This is a genomic window from Plantactinospora sp. KLBMP9567 (genome assembly GCF_033446045.1).
GTDB lineage: Bacteria > Actinomycetota > Actinomycetes > Mycobacteriales > Micromonosporaceae > Plantactinospora.
Genome location: NZ_JAWQRR010000045.1, coordinates 81,117 through 104,592, shown reverse-complemented (window position 1 = coordinate 104,592; position 23,476 = coordinate 81,117). Strand labels below are relative to the sequence as shown.

Here is a 23,476-nt window from a genome sequence, read left to right as displayed (position 1 = left end):
ACCTCAGGGGACATTGCCAGACCTGGGGGAGCCATGAGGCCAACGTCCTCGTGCACGGTGCCTTCGTCGACACGGGCAGCTGGGGCGGGGTGATCCAGGGCCTGCTCGCCGCCGATTCACCCGCAGCCGCCGCAGCGCCCACCGGTTCGTCGTGGAATGACAGGTGCGGGCTGCCTGCACCGCGTCGTGGTGTTCGTGGTCGTCGCGCATGATCGCGCTGCGGGCGCGTCCGGTGTCGAGTGCCTCGGTCAGCACATCGGAACCGACGGTGGCACAGGCGTCGGCGATGTCGAGGATCTCGTGCCGTAGGCAGAGGCACCGGCTGTCGCGGATGAACACGAGCCGGAGTCCCATTGAACCTTTTTCAACCTGTACCGCGTGGCGCGCACGCACCGCGTCCGACCTTGCGGTCCGCCGGACCGCAGGGGGAGGTTGAAAGAGGTTCATTGCATGTGTTCCAGGCCGGCGAGGTGTAGGACGCGTTCGGTGATGCCGTGTGGGCGACGTGCGGTGAGGCGGGATCCGGTCTGGATTGCGCGGTTGTGTACGACGAGTAGGGCGGTGACTCCGGCCGCGCTGAAGAAGGTGACCTTGCTGAGGTCGCAGCATACCCGGGGATGACGGTCGACGGCGATCAGCAACGCCCTCTGCAGCAGCGGTGCGGTGGCCAGGTCGACCTCTCCGGCTGGGAGGACGATCAGTTGTTCATCCTGGGGCGGATTCGCAGGCGTTGCCGACTCGGTGTGCCAGGAAAAGGTGAACGGCGGTGTCCCACCCGTGCCGGCCATCACCGGAGGGACCTGGACCGGTGGGCGGACGGGACGGCGCCGCCTCTTCGCGCCCCGTCGATGGTCAGCGAGCCGTGGCGCGGCATTGAGAAGAAGCCTGGAGAGAAGTAGGGGCTTGGGGATCCATCGCGTGGCCATGAATGACCTCTCTCTCTTGCAAAGGAGAGCGGGATGGGCGCGTGGCTTGACCCGTGAGCATTCTAACGAGGTACCGCCGGAGGCGGCCACTGGAACGGCCAGCCTTCGGGGTGGCGGCCTCACGGGTTCGGCGTGGGGCGGCGTATGGTGGGAGCCTGTGGCCGATGCCCGGCTTTCGGGGGAATTGGCGAGCCAGCGTCCAGCAACCGGCGCGGTCCCGGGTCCAGCTCCGGCTTGGTCCGTGCGGCGGTCCGCGACCGCGGACCGCCACCGCGTCCGTACCGCCGGTGAACCATGGCGGCGGCGCCTTTCCGAGGATCCCCTGCCATGTCTGACCCGCTGGCCGGACTGGGCCGCCCGCGCCCGCACCGAAGGAGTATCCAGCTCCTTGTCGATCGGGCTGCCGGTCCAGGAAAAGGTCGTCGGGGCACTCAATATCTACGGCAGGAAGCCTGACGCTTTCGACGACGATGCGATCACCCTCGCTCAGACGTTCGCCGGCTACGCCGCCGTCGCCCCGGCGAACGCACACCTCTTCGACAGCACCGCCACCCTGGCCCAGCAATTGGAAACCGCGATGCGCAGCCGCGCCGTCATCGAGCAGGCCAAGGGAATCATCATGGCAGAACGTCGCTGCACCTCCGACGAGGCGTTCGCGATCCTCGCGAAAGTCTCCCAGGACTCGAACCGGTAACTCCGCGACGTCGCCGCCGCACTCGTCGACCGCGCCACGCGACCTCCCCGGCCGTAATTCCACCTGGTCCAGGCCCGGCTGTTCGTGGGCGAAGCTACCGGCGGCGATGTTCGGCGTCAGCCTCCACGGTGCACCGTCGCTTCACCGAATGGACCAGTGACGGCCTGTGGATACGACTGCGCCAACGGTTCCTGCACCGCCTCGGAATCCTCTCCGAGGATCGACTGGTCCCGGACGATGATCGACTCGATCAGCGTACGAGCACAAAAAAAGGGAGTGAGGTGACCGGACCAAACCCGGTCGATCGCGGCAAGCCCGGCTCGAAGATCCACATTTGTGTCACCGGATTTGTCCTGGCTACAGCACAACCGCCGACTGGTACGCCGCTACGACCGCAAGGCCGACCACTGCCAATACCACCGGCGTCACCGCCAGCTGGTCGACAGCGTCGGATCGGGCCCACCATGGCCTCATCCGGTAGGCGAGCTGCCTTGCCGCCTCGGGCCCCGCCCCGACGCGCTCGCGCCGATCTGGTCGTTTCGGCGGCGCGAGGCTCGACCTGCTGTCAGGGTGGCGGAAGGACTGGTTCGGGAGAGGACGGAGAGCTGGGCGGATGGACGGCGCAACGCAGGGCGGCGCGTCGCGACGCGTTGACCGCATCGCGGAACCGTGGGGGAGCCGGACGCCGTACGGGCCGGGGGAGTCGTGGCCGGTCCGGGTGGACACGTTCCTGGCTGACGGGGTACGCCCGGACGAGGTCGACCGGTGGGTGCAGTCCGCGTCGATCCTGCACTCGAACGGTGACGGCCTCGACATCGCGGTCAAGGGCGGCCGGATCGTCGGGGTGCGGGGCCGGGCGGTGGACCGGGTCAACCGGGGCCGGCTCGGGCCGAAGGACCTGTACGGGTGGCAGGCCAACCGCGCCGCCGACCGGTTGACCCGGCCGCTGGTCCGCCGGGGCGGGCGGCTGGTGGAGACCGACTGGGACACCGCGATGGGTCTGGTGGTCGACCGGACCCGGGAACTGCTCGACGAGCAGGGGCCGAGCGCGATCGGCTTTTACACCACGGGGCAGCTCTTTCTGGAGGAGTACTACACGCTCGCGTTGATCGCGCACGCCGGGATCGGCACCAACCACATCGACGGCAACACCCGGCTCTGCACGGCCACCGCGGCGGAGGCGTTGAAGGAGTCCTTCGGCTGCGATGGGCAGCCCGGCTCGTACACCGACATCGACCACGCCGACGTGCTCGTCCTGTACGGGCACAACATGGCCGAGACGCAGAGCGTGCTCTGGGCCCGGGTCCTGGACCGGCTCGCCGGCCCGAATCCGCCGAAGATCGTCTGCGTCGACCCGCGTGAGACGCCGGTGGCCCGGGCCGCCACCGTGCACCTGGCACCCCTGCCGAGCACCAACGTGATGCTGATGAACGCCCTGCTGCACGAGATCGTCGCGCAGGGCTGGGTGGACGAGGAGTACGTCGCGGCGCACGCCGTCGGCTTCGACGAACTGCGCCGGCGGGTGGCCGAGTACCCGCCGGAGCGGGCGGCCCGGGCCTGCGACGTACCGGAGGAGAAGATCCGGGAGGCAGCCCGGTTGATCGGCACCGCCCGCCGGCTGCTCTCCACCGTGCTGCAGGGCTTCTACCAGTCGCACCAGGCCACCGCCGCTGCCGTACAGGTCAACAACGTGCACATCGTCCGGGGCATGTTGGGCCGGCCGGGCTGCGGCGTGCTACAGATGAACGGCCAGCCGACCGCGGAGAACACCCGGGAGTGCGGCGCCGACGGTGACCTGCCGGCGTTCCGGAACTGGACGAACGAGGAACATGTCAAGGACCTCGCCCGGATCTGGAACGTCGACCCGATGCGGATCCCGCACTACTCCGCCCCGACGAACCTGATGCAGATGATGCGGTACGCCGAGGAGGGGTCGATCCGTTTCCTGTGGGTGAGCTGTACCAATCCGGCGGTGTCGCTGCCGGAACTGGCCCGGATCCGGGACATCCTCCGCCAGGAGCGGCTGTTCCTGGTGGTGCAGGACATCTTCTGCTCCGAGACCGCGCAGCTCGCGGACGTGGTCCTGCCCGCCGCGACCTGGGGCGAGAAGACCGGTACCTTCACCAACGCCGACCGCACGGTGCACCTGTCGGAGAAGGCGGTCGACCCGCCCGGTGAGGCCCGGCCCGACCTGGACATCTTCGTCGACTACGCCCGGCGGCTGGACCTGCGGGACGACGACGGGCAGCCGCTGGTGAAGTGGGCGGACCCGGAGGGCGCGTTCGAGGCGTGGCAGGAGTGCAGCGCCGGCCGGCCGTGCGACTACACCGGACTGAGCTACGCCAAGCTGCGTGGTGGCAGCGGCATCCAGTGGCCGTGCGACGCCGAGCACCCGGACGGCACCGAGCGCCTCTACGCCGACGGGAGGTTCTGGGCCGGCCCGGACTACTGCGAGAGCTACGGCCGGGACCTGGTCACCGGGGCGCCGCTGGAGCCGACCGAGTACAAGGCGATGAACCCTGCCGGCAAGGCGATCATCAAGGCGGCCGAGTACCTTCCCCCGCACGAGATGCCGCGTGAGGAGTACCCGTTCCAGCTGATCACCGGCCGTACCCTGTACCACTTCCACACCCGGACCAAGACGGGCCGGGCACCGCAATTGCAGGCGGCGGCGCCGGAGGTCTGGGTGGAGATGGCGGCCACCGACGCGGCGGACCGCGGCTACGCCGAGGGCGACCTACTGGAGGTCACGACCCCGCGCGGTTCGGTGCGGGCGCGGCTACGGGTCAGCGGGATCCGGCCCGGGGTGCTCTTCCTGCCGTTCCACTACGGCTACTGGGATGCGCCCGGCGGGTCCGGTCCGGACGGCCGGGAGCAGGGCCGGGCGGCCAACGAGCTGACGATCACCGACTGGGACCCGGTGTCGAAGCAGCCGCTGTTCAAGTCGGCGGTTGCCCAGGTGAGCCGGGTGGGCAGCGGCGACGGAGCCCCGGCGGGCGCGCCGACGACCACCGGGTCCCGACCCGTGGCGGACGGCGTTCCGGGCACGGTGGGCGGCTCCGCCGCTCTGGCGGACGAGCGGGTGCCGGAAGCCCCGAGAGTGGAACCGGCGTCCGTCCCGGCGGGCGGAGGCCACCGATGAGCAGGATCGACATGGCCATCCGGGAGCTGCACCGGTCGGAGAACAAGCTCGCCGTCGACCTGCTGCGGATGGCGGACCGGCACAAGGCCGACCACGAGATCTACTACGTCGGACGGGACCTGTCGCGCTGGTCCCAGCAGCACGTGACCGAACTCGCCCGGGTCGGAGGCGACTACGGCCTGCGCCTCGACGAGGAGGCCAGGAACGAGTCAGGGCTGTTCGCGACGATGGAGCAGAAGGCGTCCGAACTGGTCGGGCGGCACCGCGAGCCCGGGCTGCTCCTCCTCGCCGACCTGCGCCACCTCTACCGGGACGCCTCCGGCGTCTCGCTGGACTGGGAGGTCCTGGCCCAGGCCGCCCAGGCCACCCAGGACCGCGAACTGCTGGCGCTCGCCAAGCGCTGCCACCCGCAGACCCTGCGACAGGCCCGGTGGGCGAACGCCAAACTCAAGGAGACCTCCGCCCAGGTCCTGGTGAGCTGATGGACGACCACGACCGCGAACATCTGGCCGTCACCCGGATCATCCTCCGCCCGACCGGTACGCCGCTTCCGCTGGGGTTTATCGGTCTGGTCGTCGCTACTACCGCGTTCGCCTGCCTGCAACTCGGCTGGCTGCCGGCCGACCAGCACCGGCAGGTGGCACTCGGCGCGCTCGTCTTCACCGTGCCGGTCCAGCTCATCGCCGCCGTGTTCGGGTTCCTCGCCCGCGACCCGGTCGCCGGAACGGGCATGGGGGTGTTGGCCGGTGCCTGGGCCACCGCCGGTGCCGTGACGTTGACCAGCCCGGCCGGAACCACCAGTTCCGGCCTCGGAGTTGTCCTGCTCGCAGGTGCGGCCGCACTGCTCGTACCGACCGTCGCGGCCACCGGCAAACTCGTCGCGGCCGCCGTCATGGGTCTGAGCGCGCTTCGTTTCGCCGTCACCGGCATCGCCGAGATCACCGCAGCACCGGACTGGAGTACCGCGGCCGGCTGGTGCGGCCTGGTACTGGCGGTGGTCGCACTTTACGCCGCGGCCGGCTTCGAACTCGAAGACGTGCACCGACGCACCGTGCTGCCCCTGCTGCGCGTGGGATCCGGCAGGTCCATGCTGAACGACCCGATCGCCGGTCAACTACGGGGCGTCGCCCGTGAGGCCGGCGTACGCGAACAGCTCTAAGCGGATCTTCGCTCGGCCCACCGACGGGGCTGCGGATGCCGTCGGCACATGCTTTCCTGAAGTGCGGGTCGTCCGGCTCGACCACAACGTGGGTGCCGCGGCTCGCAATGTGGGCGTCGAGTTGGCCCGCACACCGTTCGTCGCCTTCGCCGCCGACGACTCCTACCGGGCGCCCGGATCACTGGAAAATGCGGTGCGGCTGTTCCGGATCCATCCCCGGTTGGGTTTGCTGGCCGGGCAGGTGCGAGTCGGCCGCGAGCAGCGCCTCGACCCAGTGTCAGCGGCGATGGCCGAGCAGCCGCTCGGAACGCCGCCGGACCTACCCGGCCCGACGGTGCTGGGTTTCCTGGCCTGCGCGGCGGTCGTCCGCCGCCGAGCCTCCCGCCAGATCGGCGGTTTCCAACCAGAACTGCAGGTGTACGGCGAGGAGGCGCTGCTGGCGCTGGACCTCGCGGCATCGGGCTGGGTCTCGCGTACGTCCCCGAGTTGGTGACGCACCACTTCCCCACCGCTGCCGGTCGGGACCAGGGTGCGCGGCACCGGATGGAGGCGCGCAATCGGGTGCTGCCCGCTGCGCTCCGGCGGCCTGTCCCGGTGATCCTTCGTGCGATCATCGATGCCTGGCGCACTCCGCACGGCCGGCGCGGTCTCGTCGATGCCGGCCGCGAGCTGGGCTGGGTGTCGCGGCACCGGCACCGGCACCGGCTGCCGGCCGAGGTCGAATCGGCCCGAACCCTGCAGCGATGGTTCCGATGCCGGTGGCGGTGTTACGAGATCCACCACGACGTCGAGGTACCACTGAAGCTACCTGCACGCCCACGGGACGTCGGCGCCGTGCGGCGGCTATCGGCCGGTCGCGTGACCGGGCCGCCCTGCTTATGGTCAGCGCCATGAGGGTCATGACCTGGAACGTGTGGTGGCGGTTCGGCGGCGCCTGGCAGGAACGTGCAACGGGCATAGCGGCAACGCTGGAACAGGCCAAGCCCGACGTCGTCGGGCTGGTGGAAGCCTGGGCCGACGACGACACCACGCAGCCACGGCGCCTGGCGGACCGGTTAGGGATGGCGGCTGCGGCATTCGCGCCGACCTCGCTACCTCCGGTGCCGGACCCGCCGGAAGAGCCGACACAGGCTGGGATCGAGATGGGAGTCGGCCTGCTCAGTAGCTGGTCGATTCTCGCGACAGAGATCCACCGTTTGCCGAGCGCCCAACGGCCCGGCCCGCCCCCGAGCGCGCTCTCGAACACCCGCGGGGCCCGCTGCACGTGATCGTGTCCTGCATCGAGTGGGAGCCCGCGTACGCCGCCGACCAACTCGCGCAGAGCCGAGCGCTCGCGGAACTCGCCACCGACCCGCGGCTCGACGGAGACCTGCCGGTACTGCTCATCGGCGACCTCAATGCCGCAGTTGACCAACCCGATCTCACGCCGCTGCTCGACGTCATGGTCGACGCCTGGGCAGCAGGCGGCGGCGACCCGGACGCGGCGACGCTCAGCTCCGCCGTTCCCGACGTGCCGCAGAAGGCGACCAAAGGCAACGAAAGCATGGGGTGCTCGTCAGTCTGGAGACGGATCGTAGGACCGGTAGCGGTACTCCTCCTCTGACCTGAAGGCAACAAGACGGCGGGTTGGATATTGTCGCGAGTCGATGTACTGTGGGAACGCTCCCAGATCGCGTCCTCCACTCCACTTGCTTGAGGAGCTGAAACATGTCGCGACGGCGTCGTCGCCCGGCCACCATGCTGGCCGGGCTGCTCGTTCTGGCCCTGTCTGCGGTCCTGTCGCCACCGGTGTCGGTGGCCAGCACCGCCGCGGCCGGCGGATCCCACACCCGCGCGGTGCCACTCGCCGAGCTGACCGTGGTATCCGAACAGGTGGCTTCCGGTCTGCAACGTCCGATCGCGCTCACCGGGCTGCCGGACGGCCGGATGCTGATCGCGGAGAAGAACGGCACCGTCCGCGCCTACCACCCCGACACCGGCTTGGTGGCTGAGCCGGTGCTCGACCTGACCGCCCGGATCGACACCTCGGACAACGAGCGCGGCCTCCTCGGCATCACGCCTGCGCCGAACTTCGCGTGGACCGGGATCCTCTACGTGGCCTACACGAGCCTGCCGGCCGGCGCGCTGACCCTGGCGCGAGTGCCCATCGGTGCTCCTGAGCGGGTGCAGGTGCTGCTCACCCAGGAGCACGCCGAGTACGGCAACCACAACGGCGGACAGGTGGCGTTCGGCCGCGACGGCTATCTCTACTGGTCCCTGGGCGACGGCGGCCACGCGAACGACCCGTTCAAGTCCGGTCAGGACCTCGGCACCCTGCTCGGCAAGATCGTGCGGATCGACGTCAACCGCGCCTGCGGGGCGAAGCTCTACTGCGTACCCTCCGACAACCCGTTCGTCCGCACGCGCGGCGCGCGGCCGGAGATCTGGCTCTACGGGCTGCGCAACCCGTGGCGGTTCTCCGTCGACCCGGTCGACGGCTCGCTGTGGATCGGTGACGTCGGCCAGGGCCTGGTCGAGGAGATCAACCACATCCGCCCGTGGCAGCGTGGGGCGAACCTCGGCTGGTCCTGCCGGGAGGGCACCCCGGTGTTCGACCCGGAGCAATGCCGGCCGGGCGTGCGGTACACCGACCCGGTCTTCGAGTACGAACACTTCATGACGGAGAGTTGCTCGGTGACCGGCGGCGTGGTTTACCGAGGGTCCGCCACCCCGGAGGCATGGGGGACCTACGTCGCGAGCGACTACTGCTCGACCCTCGCGTTCGCCGTGCGTCCCAAACCCACGGGCGGCTACGAGTCCGCTACGATCGGCAACTTCCCCATCCAGCCGACCGCGATCGACACCGACGTGCACGGCGAGCTGTACGTGCTCAGTGACCTCCCGGGATGGCTGAGCCGGGTGCGGTTCGAGCGGGTCCAGCCAACCTCTGACGGCGGGGTGGCGAACCGCTGAACCCCGGGGCAATCCCTCCGCATCCGCAATACCCTGGGGGACGGCCGCGTCCGGGCGGCCGTCCCCGGCTCACTCCGATGCAGGCCCCGTGCACTTGAACATCCGTGGCGCCCGCAGAGCCGGGCAGTGAACCTTCTCAGCCTGAACCGCGCGGCGCGCACGCACCGCGTCCGACCCTGCGGTCCGACGGGTCGCAAAGGGAGGTTGAAAGAGGCTCAGTAGACGGCTGTCGGTGAAGGACTCGCTCGGCTGCCTCATGCTCGGGCATATCGAACTGTCCGCGAACAAGCTCAACGTGGAGTTCACGTTTCGACGGGCGTTGAGCGCGGCAACACCACCGTCGCCGATCCGGTGCCGCGCCGGCCCCGGATCGGCCGGTTCAGGGCTGGTCGTCGTAGAGGCGGGTGAGGGCAGCCGCGCCGAGCCCGGCCGGCCGGAGCCGGTTCTCCACGACGGCCGCGGGCACGCCGAAACCGAGCAGGTAGAGGACGGTCTCGTCGGTCCCGTCGATGCCGAGCGCCCGCTCGACGTCGCTGTCGCGGAAGGCGGCGGTCTGGTACGGCCCGAGGCCGTGGGCCGTGGCGACGAGCGCGAAGGTCTGGCCGAGGTGCCCGGCGTCGAGGTACATCACCCGCAGCGCCCGGGCGTTGTGGTACTTGTGTGCCAGCCGCTCCACCACTCCGGTGACGAAGAGCGTCACCGGCGCGCGCGCACACATCACCTGCTGGTGCGACAGGTGTGTGAGCTGGGCCTGGTCCAGCCGCTCGCGAAGGAATTCGAGGCAGTGCGCGACCGGCTCGTAGTGGTACAGGCCGTCGTCCAGGCCGGCGACGCCCCGGACGTTCAGGTAGATCTCGAGCTCCGATCGGGCTCCTCCGTTGGCGTACGGCCGCAATGGCAGCGCGCCGAGCCCGTCGATGTCGACAAAGGATTGCGGGGCGAAGGAATAGAACAGTACGGCGGAGAGCTGCTCGACCTCGACCGCCCGCTCGTCGAATTCGCGCACGGTACGTCGGTTCAACAGGACGTCGACGAATCGGCGCGACTCCACGGGACGGGGCCGGGGCAGCACGACGGTCGGCGCTCTGGGATAGCGCTTGAACAGCGGCGGCTGCGCGTGGGCGGAGACGTCGGCGTAGAGCCGCTCGGCCTCCTCGGCGGAGGCGGCGAACGGAACGTCCTTGGTACCGAAGTGGAACAGCATCGCCTCCGGTCCCCAGCGCCGCCACGCAGCGTTCGCGTCCGGATTCCCGCCGCCGGCCGCGGCTCGGCGTACCAGCCCGGCGGCCTGGAGCTCGGTCAGCGTGGAGTGGACCTCGGCGGGGTCGACGTCGTAACCGTCGGCACGCAGGTCCTCGGTGACCTGCTGCACCGTCGCCCCACCGGCGCAGCGGTCGAGAATCAGCAGGGTGTCCCGGCTGACCTCGCAGACCTGACCGGTCATCGCGTCCAACGCGGTCGCCCTGCCGTCGTACCAGGAAATCGTGAGGGTTGATCTGGTGACGAACTCCATCGCGTGCCGACCTTTCCCGCCGCGCCGGTGTGTGCCCCGTGGGAGGCACACACCGGCGCACCGCAACGCGTCCTACTTCGCTGACGGGGCGTACGCGACGCTGACCGACGGCGAGTACGCGACGCTCGCGGCCGGCGAGTACGCGACGTCCACCCGGGACTTCACCACCCGCGTCACCGTGGCCTGCAGCTTCTTCTTCAAATCAGACACCTCCATCTGATGGCCGTGGGCATCTGCCCTGGAATTGCTCGTCAGTACAGTTGCCGGCCGAATGACCGTCAAGGTCCGGCAAAACGAGTCGTGAACGACCGGCGGCATGCCGCAGCGCCGCACGGCACCGGCCCGAGTCAGGGCGGCGGCCAGCATCACGCGTCGAAGGAGAGGCGCGGAAACGCGCGCGGAGAGAAGACGCGCGAGGAAGAGCGCGTGAGAGATGACGCGCGGAAGGTCGATCGGGCGGGGGAGCGGACTCAGCTCAGGTAGTCCTCCTTCCCGCCGTCGCGGACGATGTCGAGGGTGACGCAGTGGAACCCGCCGCCGAGGACCCGCGCGTGCCGCAGCCGCCGTGGGATCACCGTGATCCCCTTGCTCTCCAGAGCCCGGAGCAGCGCCGGCTGGGTCGCGTCGACGATCGCGGTGTCGGGGTTGACCATCAGGAGGTTCATGCTGATCCACCGCTCACTGAGGGTGTGCGGCAGCGCCGTCGGTACGGTGGCCATCTCCGGGCACCACAGGATGTCCCACGTGTCGAACGGCTCCGGAACGGCGTCCGGCGTGATCCGTTCCGGGTTCAGCAGAACCAGGCCGGGACGTAGCAGGGCGATGGTGCTGTCGATGTGGGTGTAGCCGTAGACCCCGCGCAGCGGATGCAGCCGCAGCTCGGGATCGATCAGGTGCAGCGTCGAGGCGAGCCACCGCATTCCCAGCTCGTTGCCGCTGCGGGAGATCTGGTAGAACAGGTCCCGGCCGAGCCGGAGCACGTTCGCGGCGTCGAACACCGGTTCCGCCTCGCCGAGCAGCGGACGGCCGAGGTCGTCCCACTCGTACAGCTCGTCGCGGAGCTGCGGCCGGGGCCCGGCGATCCAGCCGGCTCCCTCCCGCAGGTAGTCCTGGAACATCGGCCGGAGGTTGAAGATTTCGAAGTAGCGGGAGCGCATCGGGCTGGGTACCTCGATGATGGTGGATCCCACGATGAGCGTGATATCTCGCGGACAGTAGGAGATATAGCCGTCGGCGGACCAGTCCGGGCTGGTGAACTCCCGGCGGTGATCGACGGCGGGCGGGCGGTGCGTCTTCACCCCCAACTCGCGGAGCGTCTCCACCAGTTCGGCCAGGTCCTCGTTCGACTCCTCGATCACCTGGCGGGGGAACTCGCCCTGGTGCACGGCCCCGAGCTCGGCCGGGGTGAGGGTCGGATAGCAGGCGAGCCACGCGGAGGGGTCGGTCATCCGGGGCACCCGGGCATGGGTGGCGTCGCCCACGACGATCTCACGGAGCTGGGTGAACTCGTCCCACGAGTTGACGGCGGCGGTACGGGACATCTCTGATCCTTTCGACGGGTCACCGACGCCTCCGGCTGGAGGCGTCGTTCTCCACGTATCGGCGGGCCGCGCGCAGGCCGGCGCGCCCGAGCCCGATCAGGTAGCGGGTCTCGTCGCTGCGGTTGCCCTTGAGCACCCACTCCCGGGCCGCACCGAGCAGCTCCATGGCGGCGGTCGCGTGCACGTACCGGGGCAGCGCGTGGTGTTCGGCGGGAGTGAGCGGGGCGGCGGGGTACATCCCGAGCAGGGTGTCGACCCGCTCCCGGAGCGGCCGGGGGTCGCCGTGCATGAGGTTGACCGCGACCATCGCCAGCTCGTGCACCCGCGGATAGCGGTTGGCCACCGCGAAGTCGAGGATCGCGACCTGGTGCGGCGAGGTGGGCAGCACGTTGGCCTTGGTGAGGTCGCCGTGCACCAGCGCGTGCGGCAGGACGGCCCGGTCGACCTCGTCGAACGACGCCACGGCCCGCTCCACCTGGACCCGGTCGTCGGCCGGCAGCAGCGGCAGCATCTCGCGGGCGAGCGCGCCGATCTCGTGCACCGCCCACCAGTCCGGCACCGGCGCGAAGTCCCGCTGGATCCGATGGATGCGGCTCACCTGCGCCATCAGGTCGGCGAGTTGGCCGGCGTTGGGATGTCCGTCGCGATCGAGGAAGGTGCCGCCGTCCAGGTGGTCCATGACGATCAGGCGGTTGCCGGACGGCGGATGGCACAGCAGCGCCTCGCCGGCGGTGGGGTGGAGGCGGGGGTGCCGCACCCCGGCCGCGAGCGCGGTACGGATCACCTCGACGTACCGGGTGGTCAGGGGCTCCGGCCGATGGATCGTGAAGATCTTGAAGACGTACCGGCCGGTCCCGGTCTCCACCAGGAGATTGCAGTCGTCGTAGCCGACCGTGCAGACGCGGTGCCGGTACACCGGGCCGAGGTCACAGCGGGCCGCCGCCCACGACACGAGGTCGGGCAGGAACTCGGGCCGGTGGATGCGCCGGAGCGGGTCCGGATCGTTGTCGATCAGCATGCCGACCCGGCCCTCGACGGGGACCCGGCACCGGTGTCGGCACGCCATGCGCCGGCCTGCACCCCCGCGGCGACGACCGTGACGGCCCCGGCGAGGGCGAACATCGCGGTCAACGAGATCGCGCTGGTGACCCAACCTCCGGCCAGCGCGCCGAGCGTCGAGCCGCCGCACAGGGCCACCCGGTGTACCGAGGTGACGCGGCCGAACAGGTGGGCCGGGGTGCGGCGCTGCCGGGTGGCGAACGCGATCACGTTCCACACCGCGAACCCGGCGCTGCTGAGCGCCAGCAACGCAAGCACGACCGGCAGCGGTGGCGCGACGGCCAGCGCCAGCGCGGGCAGGCCGGCGACGAGCACTGCCCCGGTCAGCAGCGGCACCGGCCCGGCGTACCGGGCGAGCCGCTCGGCGGCCAGCCCCCCACCGGCGCCGCCGGCCGCCCCGGCCGCGAGCAGCAGACCGTACCCGGCCGGCGGGAGGTGCAGGACGTCGGCCGCGAAGACGACCAGGACCGCCCACCACGCCGCGTCGGCGAACGCGAGCAGGGCGCCGGAGGCGGTGACGGTACGGAGCTGCCGGTGCCGGGCCAGCCACCGGATCCCCACTCCGAGCTGGGTATGCAGCCGTGAACCGGCCACCGCCGGTTTCGGCACCCCCGGCTCCGGCGCGGCCGGCACTGTCGTGGCACGTTCCGGCGCCGCCGCCGATCGGATGCTCCGGGGCAGGGTGAGCAGCAGTGTCACGGCGAGGGCGAGTACCAGGCCGTCGGCGGCCAGGGGCAGCGCCATCGCGACCGCGAACAGCGCCGCGCCCAGCAGCGGTCCCAGGAACTCGTTGCCGAGCACCTCGCTGCTGAGCAGGCGGCCGGCCGCCCGTTCGAGAAGCCGGTCGCCGACCAGCCGGGGCAGCAGGCTCGGTGCCGCCGTGTCGCGGAAGGTCTCGGCCGTGCCGATCACGAAGGCGACGGCGACCAGCAGTGCGATGGTGGCCACCCCGACGGCGACGCAGCCGAGCAGCACCGCCAGCACGGCCACCCGGCACACGTCGGCGACCAGCAGGATCCGGGCCGGCGGATGGCGGTCGGTGAGCACCCCGGCGTAGAGCCCGAAGGCGAGCCACGCGGCGTGCTGCGCGGCGAAGACGGCGGCCACCCCGACGGGCTCTCCGGTGAGCGCCGCCGCGAGCAGCGGAAACGCGCCCGCCCGGATGCCGTCGGCGAGGTTGGTCGAGGTGGTGGCGGCCCAGTACCGCCAGTAGGCACCGCCCAGCCGGTCCCCGGCCGCCGTTGTCGGCACCACCTGGCACTCAGGCAAGGACGTCTCCAATCGGCGGCAGCCCCGACGACGGGTACCGGGAGGCGGTCCACCGGTCGTTGTAGACCGTCTCCAGGTACCGGTCGCCGAGATCCGGGCTGACCGCGACGATCCGGGAGCCCGGTGGGATGGTGGGGATCAGCCTGCGGACGGCCGCGAGGACGCTGCCGGTGGAGGCACCGACCAGCAGGCCATAGCGTCGGGCAGTCTCCCGACAGGTGGCGATGCTGTCGACCTCGCTGACGTGGCAGGTCTCGTAGCCACCGCCGTCGTCGCGCAGGATCGCGGGCCGGACGCTGGTGCCCAGTCCCGGAAGGTGTCGTACGCCTGGCGGGGCGCCGAAGGTGACGGATCCCTCGGCGTCCACCGCGACGATCCGGGTCTGCGGGCTGTGCTCGCGGAAGTAGTCCACGCATCCGATCAGGGTTCCGGTGGTGCCGGCGCCGACGAACAGGACGTCGACGGTGCCGAATTCCTTGTGGATGCTGCTCGCGGTGTGCGTACGGTGCGCCCGCGGGTTGGCCGGGTTCGCGTACTGGTTGAGCCAGACCAGGCTCGGGTCGGCGGCGAGCGCCCGGTGGATGTACGCGATCCGGCTGCGTAGGAACCCGCCGCCGGCGTCGGGGGTGGCGATGACGGTGACCGTCGCGCCGAGGCAGCGCATCGTGTCCACTGCGGCCCGGTTGGCGTTGAGGTCCGTCACGATGGTGAGCGGGTAGCCCTTCGCCGCGCAGACCATCGCGAGTGCCGTCCCGAGATTGCCGGAGGAGGACTCGATGATCCGGGATGCCGGGACGAGGAGCCCGTCGCGTTCGGCGTCCTCGATCATGGATACCGCCGGCTTGAGCTTGATCGAGCCCGCCGGATTCAGCGCCTCGATCTTGAGGTACAGCTCGACGTCCGCCCGGTCGGCGAAGCGGGGGAGTACCAGGAAGATGTCGTCGGTGACGATCTCGTGGACACCCTGGTAGATCATCGTGGCGCCTCGCACCAGGTACTGCCGCGCGCCGCACCGTGCAGGGCGTTCGCGACGGCCGGCGTCGAGTCGGGCAGCAGCCGGCACCACCACCCGGACGGGCGGCCGGCCACGGTGAACAGGCCGGGTTGGGTCTGGGCGATGTCGATGACGACGTCCTCGTCGGCGGCGGGCCCGGCCGGCCGCAGCCACGGGAACGGCACCGGCATCGGTGAGACCAGCCGTTGGAGCACGGACGGCGCCGCCGTGGCCGCGTCCCGGACCGCGGCCCGGAACTCCTCGGCCGACCGCAGCGCGCCGATCACCACGCCCGCGCCGAGGCTGCCGATGCAGGGCTTGACGATCAGCGCCTCCGGGACGAGGGGCAGCGGATCGGCGCGGCCCAGCCCGGCGAACCGCCAGTGCTCCGGACCGGCTCCGGTCAGCATCCAGGTCGGCGGGACGTACCGGTCGACCATGTCCCGTTCCGCCGCGGAGAGCAGGCCGCGGCCGGCGGCCTCGTGCAGCATGGCGAACGAACCCTTGTGCGCCAGCCACTCGTGGCGGAATCCGGACACCAGCACGACGTCGCCGTTCTCGGCCGCGGCGAGGATCTGGTGGGCCGACCCGGCGTCTTCGGTCAGGTCCTCGATGACGAAGTCCCGATGGACCGCGTGCACCGGAAGCCGCCCGTGCCACAGCCGCCCGTTCGCGTACCGCAGCTCGGTCTGCGCGCACACCACCGGGTCCAGGCCGCCGGCCCGGTACCGGGCGGCGAGCTGCGGGTACTCGAGGGGGAAGTCCTCCAGGTACCCCGCCCAGTCGACGATCGCGACCCGGGGCCGGTCCTCGACCGGCAGGTCGGCGCAGCGGGTCAGCACCTCGGCGACCAGTACGTCGACCGGCGCGACGTTGCCGGCCCGGTGCGCGTCCAGGAACTCGGCGAGGAACGGTTCGGCGCGCACGTGCCGGTCGTAGTCCCCCACCAGCAGGCCACCGACCGAGGCACCGTTGTTGATCTCAAGGAGCCGCCAGCCCTCGTCGCCGAGCAGGAAGTCGGTCCGCGCCACGGGTATCTCCCGGGGCACCTCGGCACGGATGAACGGCCGCATGCCGGCCGGTACGCCGAAAGCGTCCAGTGCCCCGTCGAGATCGCCGAAGAGCAGCTGGGGCAGCCGGGGCAGCAGGTCGCCGACGACCCGTCCCACCTCGGCGAGGACGCTGTGGTCTGCGGCGTCCAGCAGCAGCGGCACCGCGCCGAGCGGGGCCCGCAGCCGCGGCGACCACTGCATCACCTGGTCGGCGGCGAGCCCGTCGGCCAGCGTACGGAGTGCGGTCGCCGCCCGGTCCCGGTGCCGGTCGAGGTGGGCGACGAACTCGGTGTGCAGCCGCATTCAGCCTCCTTCCGGACGGGCCGGTACGGTTGCTCGGGCCCGCCACCACAGCGTTCGCAGCTCGGATGTCAGGGTTCCGTCCGGCGTACTCAGCCACAGTCGCGGCGGCTCGGGAAGCATCTCGGTCAGGGTGAGGGTGCTCGCCGTGCCGACGGTGCGGCCGAAGCTGCGCACCGACAGCACCGACCCGAAGTCCAGGAACATCGGCTTGGCCTCGGCGTCCACCAGGTAGAAGACGTGCCGGGGTAGGCCGAGCCGGCGCCGCCAGTCGTGCAGCCGGCGCCAGTCCCGGGCGGTCGGCTCCGGCCCGCCGAACGCCGGCACGTCGGCGGGGCGCGGATCCCAGCGGCGGCGTTGCAGTACGACCCCGTCCACCACGATGCGCGGGGTACGTTCGCCGACGCTGATCCGCGGGAGTTCGAGGGCGGGCGTCGCGCAGCGCACCAGCCCGCCGACCGGTACGTCGGTGTCGTCGTACTCGGGCAGCAGCCACAGGTCCCGGCGGGTGTGCGGGTCGTGGAGTCCGATGAACCCGTTCGCCCAGCGCCGTACCCGCAGGGCGTCCACGGGTACGGCGCCCGGCACCGGCGACGCGGTGTCGAGGCAGAGCAGCCGGTGCCCGGCCGGCGAGTTGTCGGTCCCCTTCTGTACCCGCCGGACCTCCTGCACCGTCGGCATGGCGGGGGCGAGCTGCTCGGCGAGCAACCGCCCGAGCTGTGGTACGCCGAGTTGCTCGTCGGAGTAGAGGCCGCGCACCGGCCGGGCCAACTGCGGCCAGATGTGGTGCAGTTCGCTCAGCACGACGAGCGGCTCACCGCCGCCGCCCCCTGCACCGCCGCCGACCGCCTCCGGGGCGGCCGCGGGCTGGCCGACGAGCATGAGGTCGGCGGCACCGAAGAGGGGCCAACGGTCGAGATCGGTGCGGATGAGCCCGGCGGCCTCCAGGTCGGCACGGGTCAGCCGGACCGTCGCCACCGCCGGGTCGACGAGTCGGGCCAGCCGTTCGGTCGCGCCGGCCGGGAAAGACGGGGACCACCGCCGTACCTCCGTGGCGGGCAGGTCGGCACAGCTCCGCCCGGACAGCAGTTGGTCCAGCTCCCGCTGCCCCGCGACGCGCTCGTCGATCGCGAGCGAGGCGAGGAGGTCCAGCACGGTGCCGAGCCGGTCCGCCAGCCGCCGTGCCCCGGCGCCGCCGATCCGCAGTTCGCGGACGTTGTCGAGGGCGTCCTCGTACAGGATCGCTCGGTCAGCCGAGATGCGCCCGCCGCCGCGCCAGGCGGCCCGGCCGGTCAGCGCGGTGAACCGGTCGGCGAGCGCCGACAGCGCGGCGGGCCGGCCCGGATACCGGAGGTCGGCAAACCGGGTTATGTCGTCGAGCAGGGTTGCCACCTCGGCCGCCGGAGGGGCGCCCGTTCCGGCGAGCAGTCCGCGCAGGTCGGCCCCGGGGTCGGCGGTGTGGTCGCGGAGGTGTCGGTCGAGTCGCAGGAGACCGCGTCCGGCGAGTTCGGTGGCGATCGCGACGGTCTCGCCCAGCCCGGTCTCGGCTGCGATGCCAGCCAGGGTCCGGCTGCCGTCGGCGCGGTCCAGCACGGCCCGCTCGGCGCGGCTCAGCCCCGTCTGCCCGACGCCGATGACCCGGCGCGGCCGGCGCAGGCGCACCCCGAGGACGGGATCGCTCAGCACGGCCTCCGCCAACGCCTCCGCAGCCCAGAAGCTGATCGAGGTACGGCGCCGTCCCCGGCGGCCGTCGCCCAGGCACCAGTAGGCGAGTTCGCCCAGCACCGGGTCGCGGTACGCGGCACGGACGCCCGAGCCGGCAGCGGTCGGGGACGCGTCGCCGACCCGTACCAGGCTGAGCGGTCCGACGTGCCCGGTCGTCTCGGCCTTGGCGCAGAAGCGCTGCAGGTACCGGTAGGCGGTGGTTTCGACCCGCGGGCTCATCCGGCCGCGTTCCACCGACCGGACCAGCTCGTCGTGGGCGTGCGGGCTGGCCATCAGCACGCCCTCGAGGAAGGCCTCGTCGTACGCGCGTTTCCGCAGCAGCTCGCCCTCGGTGGCGAGGGCGGTGCCGAGCGACGCGGCCAGGGCTGCCTCGGCCGCGTGGTGTGCCGTCAAGGCGGTGTGCCACCAGTGCGTGACCTGGGCGGCGACCGGCGGGACGGCCGGAGCGGGTCGATAGTGGATCACGGCCTTGAGCGTGCGGTTCAGGGCCGGCCGCTGCTCGTGGTCGCACTCCGCTTGCGCCCGCTTCAACGCCGCGATCACCTCGGTACGCACCCGGCCCAACTCCGCCGCGCTGGCCGCCGCCGCGTCGGCCCGGGGTTCCAGCTCCGCCTGCCCGAGGTCGTCGAGCCACTCGAACGGCAACCCCGCCGAGCGCAGCAGCCCGACCGGAAAGAGCTGCCACGGGGCGCGGCTAGCCATCGGCGGACAGCCTCTCGCAGGCGGCGGAGAGCCGGGCGAGCCCTTCCTGCCAGCGGGCGGGCGGAAGCGCGAACGAGAGCCGGAGGAAGTATCCGCGCCGGCGCCACCAGGAGGTGGAGTGTCCGAAGGCCGGACCGGGCAGGGTCTGCACGCCGTACTCGCGGAACAGCCGGTGGGTCGTGGTCAGGACGTCGCGTCCGTCCAGGGCCGGAAGCCGTACGAAGGTGTTGAAGTCCCCGCACCAGGGTGGGGCATCCACGATCGTCTCTGCCCAGCCGGCCAGCGAGGCCACGTTCCCGGCCAGGGTCTTGCGCAGCGAGTCCCGCCACCCGGTGAGTCCGTTCGCGATTCTGGGCGTGCCGAGCCGGGTCCCGGCCCGGTCGAGGAAGCCCCGGAGCCCGGGCGACACGGCGTGGTACGGCCGTAGCAGCTCCTCGAGGCGGTCCCAGGGGTCGTCCGGCGCGGACCGGGCACTGTCCGCCGCCACCGCCAGCATGCGGTCCATCAGCAGCGCGGGAGCGGCCAGCCCCGGCGAGGAGGGCGCGATCAGCTCGTTGAAGCCGGCCAGCCGGGCGATCAGGTCGGCGTCGCCGATCAGCCAACCGATCCGGAAGCCGGGTACGGCCCGCGACTTGGACAGGCTGCCGACGGTGACCACGCCCCGGGCGTAGTCCTCCTCGGCGGCGATCGACAGCAGGTGCGGCAGCCCGCCGACCGCGGCGACGTCGGACGAGACGGTGTCGTGCAGCACCGTCACCCGGTGCTCTCGCGCCCAGCCGACCAGCTTGCGCAGCTCGGCCTCGTCGTACCGCTCGCCGGTCGGGTTGTTGAACGTGTTGACGTACACCACCCGGGTGTCGGCGGTGGTGGCGGCGGTCAGCTCGTCGACGGTCGGCAGCCACCGGTCCGGCTCCTCGGACGTCACCTCGGTGATCCGGAATCCCGCGTCGGCGAGGGCGGCGCCGGCGAGCGGGAACGTCGGTGCCGGCAGCACGGCGTGCGCCCCGATGCCACCACCGGGATGCAGCCCTCGGGCGAGGAGGGCGAGGGCCGCGCTGGCACCCGCGGTGACCAGGACGTTCTCCACCCCGACCGCGACCTCGGCCCGGGTCGCCTCGTACGCCGCCACGGCGGCCCGGCCGACGAGGTGGCCGTCGGGCCCGTCGTAGTCGTGCCAGAACAGCGGGTCGCGGGCCGCACCGAGCGCGAAGTCGACCAGTTCCCAGGGCGGCTCGGTGAGGTTGACCCCCGAGGAGAGGTTGATGATCGCGTCACCCGGGCGGCGCGCCCGATAGCCGACCTGCTCGTCGAGGGCGTAGTTCACGGCGTCGACGGCCAGCATGAACCGCCACGGCGCGAACGGAATCTCCAGGGTCGGCATGGCTAGCGCTCCTCGGCCGGGCGGTAGACCGAGACGTGCGCGGTGCTCTCGGCGGTGAACGGGGTGCCGGCCCAGTCGGCGTACCGGGCCGCGAGCCGCAGCCCGGCGAGCCGGGCCATCAGGTCCAGCTCGCTCGGCCAGACGTACCGCTGCATCAGAGGGCGCAGCTCGGCTCCGCCCTCCCTGATGATCATCTGCTGGGTACGGAGCTGCTGCCGGACCGGATCGTGCAGGGTGATGTTCAGGTCCACGTACGCCGTCTCCACCTCGAAGATCCGTACCCGCTGGCCGTCCCGGAGGCGCCCGACGTCCGGCACGTTCACCTGCACGACGAACGCGCCACCGGGGCTGAGCTGCGCCGCCGAGTTGGCGAACGCGGCCACCTGTTCCTCCTGGGTCAGCAGGTGCAGCAGCGTGTTGAAGGCCGCGTAGACGACGTGGAACGGTGCCCCGTCGACCCGTACCGCGGTCATGTCGCCGATCGACAGCCGCAGCCGCCCGTCGGTGTCGGCGGTACGGCAGCGCGTCAGCATGGCCCCCGAGATGTCCACCCCGGAGACGTCGCAGCCGAGCGCGGCCAGCGGTATCGCCACCCGACCGGTGCCGACGCCCCATTCCAGTGCCCGGGGTGGCTCGACGCCCTCGGCCGCCGCCGCGGCCCGGGCCGCGAGGTCGTGCAGGAACGCCGCGGCCCGGTCGGCGTCCGGCGGCGTCTGCCCCGGCTGGTCGTAGATGTCGGCGATCCGGTTGCCGTACGTCGACGAGGTGTATCCGTGCACTCAGTTCCCCGCTTCCCAGTCGTCGGCGCCAGTGCCGTCGGTCGGTGCCACGCCGGTGCCGTCGGGCGGTGCGACCCCCGGTGTCAGGCCGGCGGCGATCCGTGGCGTCAGGCCGGCGGCGATCCGGTCGGCCCGGTCCCGGGCCTGCCGCCAGTCCGCCCCGTCGGCGATGACCCAGCCGAGCCGGTCCTCGCCGCCCCGAGGGCGCCGGACGGGCGTACCGGGTCGTCGGTCGACTCCGATCCGGTGGAATCCGGGGAGGGTGAGGGCGGCGTCGACCCCCGCGATGCCGGCGAGCCGGCCCGCGCGGTCGGCCACGAGGAACCGGATCGCCGCCGCGCCGCGCCAGGTCGGGTGCCAGCTAGGCGCCCGGCCCAGGCTCAGGTCGTAGACGATGTCGTACGGGTTGGCGCCGCTGCAGCGGGCGACCAGGTCCATGATGTAGTCGCCGCCGGAGCGCGCGTTCACCTCGACCACCCTCGGTCCGGTGGCGGTGAGGAAGACCTCGACGTGCACGAGGGTGTGGTCGGCACCGACCGCGCGGGCCGCGTCGAGCGCCGTCGCCGCCACCGGATCGGCGTCCGTGCCCTGGTAGGGCAGCGCGTGTCCGAGCTCGACGGGATACCCGCCCCCGGTCGTGGTCTTGTGGGTGACGCAGATCGGGGTCGGCCGGCCGCGCCATACGAACGCCTCGACGCTGTACTCCTGGCCGTGCATCAGCTCCTCGACCAGCAGCGGTGGTTCGTTCCGGGACCGGGGGCCGGCGAGCTGGGCGTGGGCCGCCGCCAACTCGTCCGGGCCGGCGACGCGGATCTTGCCGGCCCCGGTCTGGTCGGCCACCTTGAGGATGGCCGGGTAGCCGACCCGGGCGGCGGCCTCCCGCGCCGAGGTCAGGTCGGTGCAGGTCGCCCACTCCGGAATGGATACTCCCGCCTTTTCCAGGGCCGTGCGTTGCTCGATCTTGTTGGCGTTGCGCAGCGCCGCACCAGGGGCGACGAACGGCAGCCCGAGGTCGGCAGCCACCTCTGCCACGAGCGGGAACAGCTCGTCGTACAGGGTGAGGACGGCGTCGGGGCGGGCGAGCCCGACCGCCCGGTCGATCCCGGCCCGGACGCCTCGGGCGTCCAGGATGTCCGGCACCGGCACCGCCAGGTGCGCCCAGGACAGCAACGGCGAGGTGGCCTCCTCCACCAGGACGATCCGGTAGCCCCGCTCCAGCCCGGTGCGCAGGGCCAGCTCGCGGTGCTCGACCGCGCCGACGATGAGCACAACCTTCGACACCAGCGGATTCCTTCTAGATGATGCGGCGGCCGTGGGCCCGGAACCGCGGCAGCGAGGCGCAGACCATCGTGCGCAGCAGCCACCGGTCGGTGCCGTCGTGCCGGGCGGCGAACGGGGTACGGGAATGCACGACCCGCCGGTTGTCGATGACCAGCAGATCGCCGGGACGCAGTACGTGTCCGTGGTGCACGGCGTCGAGTTGCGTACGCAGTTCGCGCAGCGCCTCCTTGCCCTCCCCGTCCAGCGCCGTGAGGTAGTGGTCGTCGTAGCAGATCTCCGGGGCGTGGGGCGCGCCGAACAGCACCGGCGTACGGCAGGGGGAACCGTCGTCGAGAACGTGCGCCGAATCGGGCGCCATCTCGAAGCGCGGCTCGGAGAGAATCCGTCGGGTCCGGTCGTCGAGTACGACATCCCGAGCGGCGGCGTACCGGGTGACCGCGGCCTCGGCTCCACGTAGGCACAGCAGGCCGAAATAGTCGCAGCGGTCGGGGCTGAAACCGTCCTCCACGTGCCAGTCGAGCATTCCGCTGCTGCTCTCGCTGGTCTGGGTGAATTCCATGTTCGGCGCCGGTACGACGTGCTGCACGAGCTTTCCCTCGTACAACGTCCGGAAATTGAACGGCTCGCCGAGCAGCATCGTGATCCCGAGGAGTTGCAGCGCCGCGCGCTGGACGGCGTGGCCCGCCAGCGGTGCCGCCGACGCCGACGGGTTGGTGCCGAAGTTCGTCTCCGGCAACACCCCGCGGACCAGGAGCACGTCACCGTGCTCGGCCCGGCTCCGGTAGGCGTGGACCGCCCGGACCAGCGCCGACGGGATCGCGGCGGCCACGGCGGTGGCGGCGGCCATCATCTCGTCCGGGTCGGACCGGACAAGGTCGGTCGCCCGCAGGACCTCGTCACCGGCCCGCCACATCGGGGCGGACTCGGCGGGGCGCAGACTCACCACGTGGCCTGCGGCCGTTGGCAACGTCGTCAAGGCATCCTCCCCCGTTTGCGTCGACGCTGTT

Annotated in this window: 21 protein-coding genes; 8 read left to right on the top strand and 13 right to left on the bottom strand. The window is 71.6% G+C overall.

The genetic code is table 11. From position 1 onward, the window contains the following. Positions 1-443: 443 nt before the first annotated feature. Positions 444-788, bottom strand: a complete 345-nt coding sequence (locus tag R6Y94_RS34400) for an STAS domain-containing protein (RefSeq protein ID WP_318400497.1) — start codon at positions 786-788, stop codon at positions 444-446. A gap of 136 nt (positions 789-924) precedes the next feature. Here R6Y94_RS34400 and R6Y94_RS34395 point away from each other — a divergent pair, with 136 nt between their 5' ends. The 8 genes from R6Y94_RS34395 (at position 925) to R6Y94_RS34355 (ending at position 8,873) form a co-directional block, all read left to right on the top strand. After that, positions 925-1,620 carry a GAF and ANTAR domain-containing protein gene (locus R6Y94_RS34395; protein WP_318400577.1) on the top strand — a complete coding sequence of 232 codons (696 nt, stop codon included), beginning with the start codon at positions 925-927 and terminating at the stop codon, positions 1,618-1,620. Positions 1,621-2,233: 613 nt separating this feature from the next. After that, the gene (locus tag R6Y94_RS34385; protein WP_318400495.1) at positions 2,234-4,762 is read left to right on the top strand and encodes a nitrate reductase; all 2,529 of its coding nucleotides are present in this window, start codon (positions 2,234-2,236) and stop codon (positions 4,760-4,762) included. Beyond that, complete coding sequence (locus R6Y94_RS34380; protein ID WP_318400493.1) at positions 4,759-5,244, top strand: hypothetical protein; 486 nt, start codon at positions 4,759-4,761, stop codon at positions 5,242-5,244. The genes R6Y94_RS34385 and R6Y94_RS34380 overlap by 4 nt, the downstream gene beginning before the upstream one ends. Continuing rightward, positions 5,244-5,921: a hypothetical protein gene (locus tag R6Y94_RS34375; protein ID WP_318400491.1), complete on the top strand. Its 678-nt coding sequence runs from the start codon at positions 5,244-5,246 to the stop codon at positions 5,919-5,921. Before R6Y94_RS34380 ends, R6Y94_RS34375 begins: the two co-directional genes overlap by 1 nt. A gap of 61 nt (positions 5,922-5,982) precedes the next feature. Beyond that, entirely contained in the window at positions 5,983-6,414 is a 432-nt protein-coding gene (locus R6Y94_RS34370) for a glycosyltransferase (RefSeq protein WP_318400489.1), read from the top strand. Positions 6,415-6,811: 397 nt separating this feature from the next. Next, positions 6,812-7,189: an endonuclease/exonuclease/phosphatase family protein gene (locus R6Y94_RS34365; protein ID WP_318400487.1), complete on the top strand. Its 378-nt coding sequence runs from the start codon at positions 6,812-6,814 to the stop codon at positions 7,187-7,189. Positions 7,190-7,191: 2 nt separating this feature from the next. Further along, complete coding sequence (locus R6Y94_RS34360) at positions 7,192-7,524, top strand: hypothetical protein (RefSeq protein WP_318400485.1); 333 nt, start codon at positions 7,192-7,194, stop codon at positions 7,522-7,524. Between the two features lie 104 nt (positions 7,525-7,628). After that, positions 7,629-8,873, top strand: a complete 1,245-nt coding sequence (locus R6Y94_RS34355) for a PQQ-dependent sugar dehydrogenase (RefSeq protein WP_318400483.1) — start codon at positions 7,629-7,631, stop codon at positions 8,871-8,873. Positions 8,874-9,252: 379 nt separating this feature from the next. On the opposite strand, the gene R6Y94_RS34350 is transcribed toward R6Y94_RS34355, so the two are convergent. The 12 genes from R6Y94_RS34350 to R6Y94_RS34295 form a co-directional block, all read right to left on the bottom strand. Beyond that, a complete protein-coding gene (locus R6Y94_RS34350) occupies positions 9,253-10,386 on the bottom strand; it encodes a SagB/ThcOx family dehydrogenase (protein WP_318400481.1) in 1,134 nt (377 codons plus the stop codon). 72 nt (positions 10,387-10,458) lie between these two features. Then, a complete protein-coding gene (locus R6Y94_RS34345; protein WP_318400480.1) occupies positions 10,459-10,587 on the bottom strand; it encodes a hypothetical protein in 129 nt (42 codons plus the stop codon). 269 nt (positions 10,588-10,856) lie between these two features. Continuing rightward, on the bottom strand, positions 10,857-11,927 hold the full coding sequence (locus R6Y94_RS34340) for a scyllo-inosamine-4-phosphate amidinotransferase (protein ID WP_318400478.1): 1,071 nt from the start codon (positions 11,925-11,927) through the stop codon (positions 10,857-10,859). A gap of 19 nt (positions 11,928-11,946) precedes the next feature. After that, positions 11,947-12,945 carry a phosphotransferase gene (locus R6Y94_RS34335; RefSeq protein ID WP_318400476.1) on the bottom strand — a complete coding sequence of 333 codons (999 nt, stop codon included), beginning with the start codon at positions 12,943-12,945 and terminating at the stop codon, positions 11,947-11,949. Then, positions 12,939-14,255 carry an MFS transporter gene (locus R6Y94_RS34330; protein ID WP_318400474.1) on the bottom strand — a complete coding sequence of 439 codons (1,317 nt, stop codon included), beginning with the start codon at positions 14,253-14,255 and terminating at the stop codon, positions 12,939-12,941. The genes R6Y94_RS34335 and R6Y94_RS34330 overlap by 7 nt, the downstream gene beginning before the upstream one ends. Beyond that, entirely contained in the window at positions 14,248-15,231 is a 984-nt protein-coding gene (gene sbnA, locus R6Y94_RS34325; RefSeq protein WP_318400472.1) for a 2,3-diaminopropionate biosynthesis protein SbnA, read from the bottom strand. The genes R6Y94_RS34330 and sbnA overlap by 8 nt, the downstream gene beginning before the upstream one ends. Further along, complete coding sequence (locus tag R6Y94_RS34320) at positions 15,228-16,604, bottom strand: hypothetical protein (RefSeq protein ID WP_318400470.1); 1,377 nt, start codon at positions 16,602-16,604, stop codon at positions 15,228-15,230. Before R6Y94_RS34320 ends, sbnA begins: the two co-directional genes overlap by 4 nt. After that, positions 16,605-19,028, bottom strand: a complete 2,424-nt coding sequence (locus R6Y94_RS34315) for a hypothetical protein (protein ID WP_318400469.1) — start codon at positions 19,026-19,028, stop codon at positions 16,605-16,607. It abuts the gene before it with no gap. Further along, positions 19,021-20,409, bottom strand: coding sequence for a pyridoxal phosphate-dependent aminotransferase (locus R6Y94_RS34310; protein WP_318400467.1), 1,389 nt, complete (start codon positions 20,407-20,409; stop codon positions 19,021-19,023). The genes R6Y94_RS34315 and R6Y94_RS34310 overlap by 8 nt, the downstream gene beginning before the upstream one ends. A 2-nt stretch (positions 20,410-20,411) precedes the next feature. Beyond that, positions 20,412-21,188 carry a class I SAM-dependent methyltransferase gene (locus tag R6Y94_RS34305; RefSeq protein WP_318400465.1) on the bottom strand — a complete coding sequence of 259 codons (777 nt, stop codon included), beginning with the start codon at positions 21,186-21,188 and terminating at the stop codon, positions 20,412-20,414. After that, positions 21,189-22,469, bottom strand: coding sequence for an ATP-grasp domain-containing protein (locus R6Y94_RS34300; RefSeq protein ID WP_318400463.1), 1,281 nt, complete (start codon positions 22,467-22,469; stop codon positions 21,189-21,191). It lies immediately after the preceding gene. Positions 22,470-22,482: 13 nt separating this feature from the next. Beyond that, positions 22,483-23,445: a TauD/TfdA family dioxygenase gene (locus R6Y94_RS34295; protein WP_318400461.1), complete on the bottom strand. Its 963-nt coding sequence runs from the start codon at positions 23,443-23,445 to the stop codon at positions 22,483-22,485. Positions 23,446-23,476 lie beyond the last annotated feature (31 nt).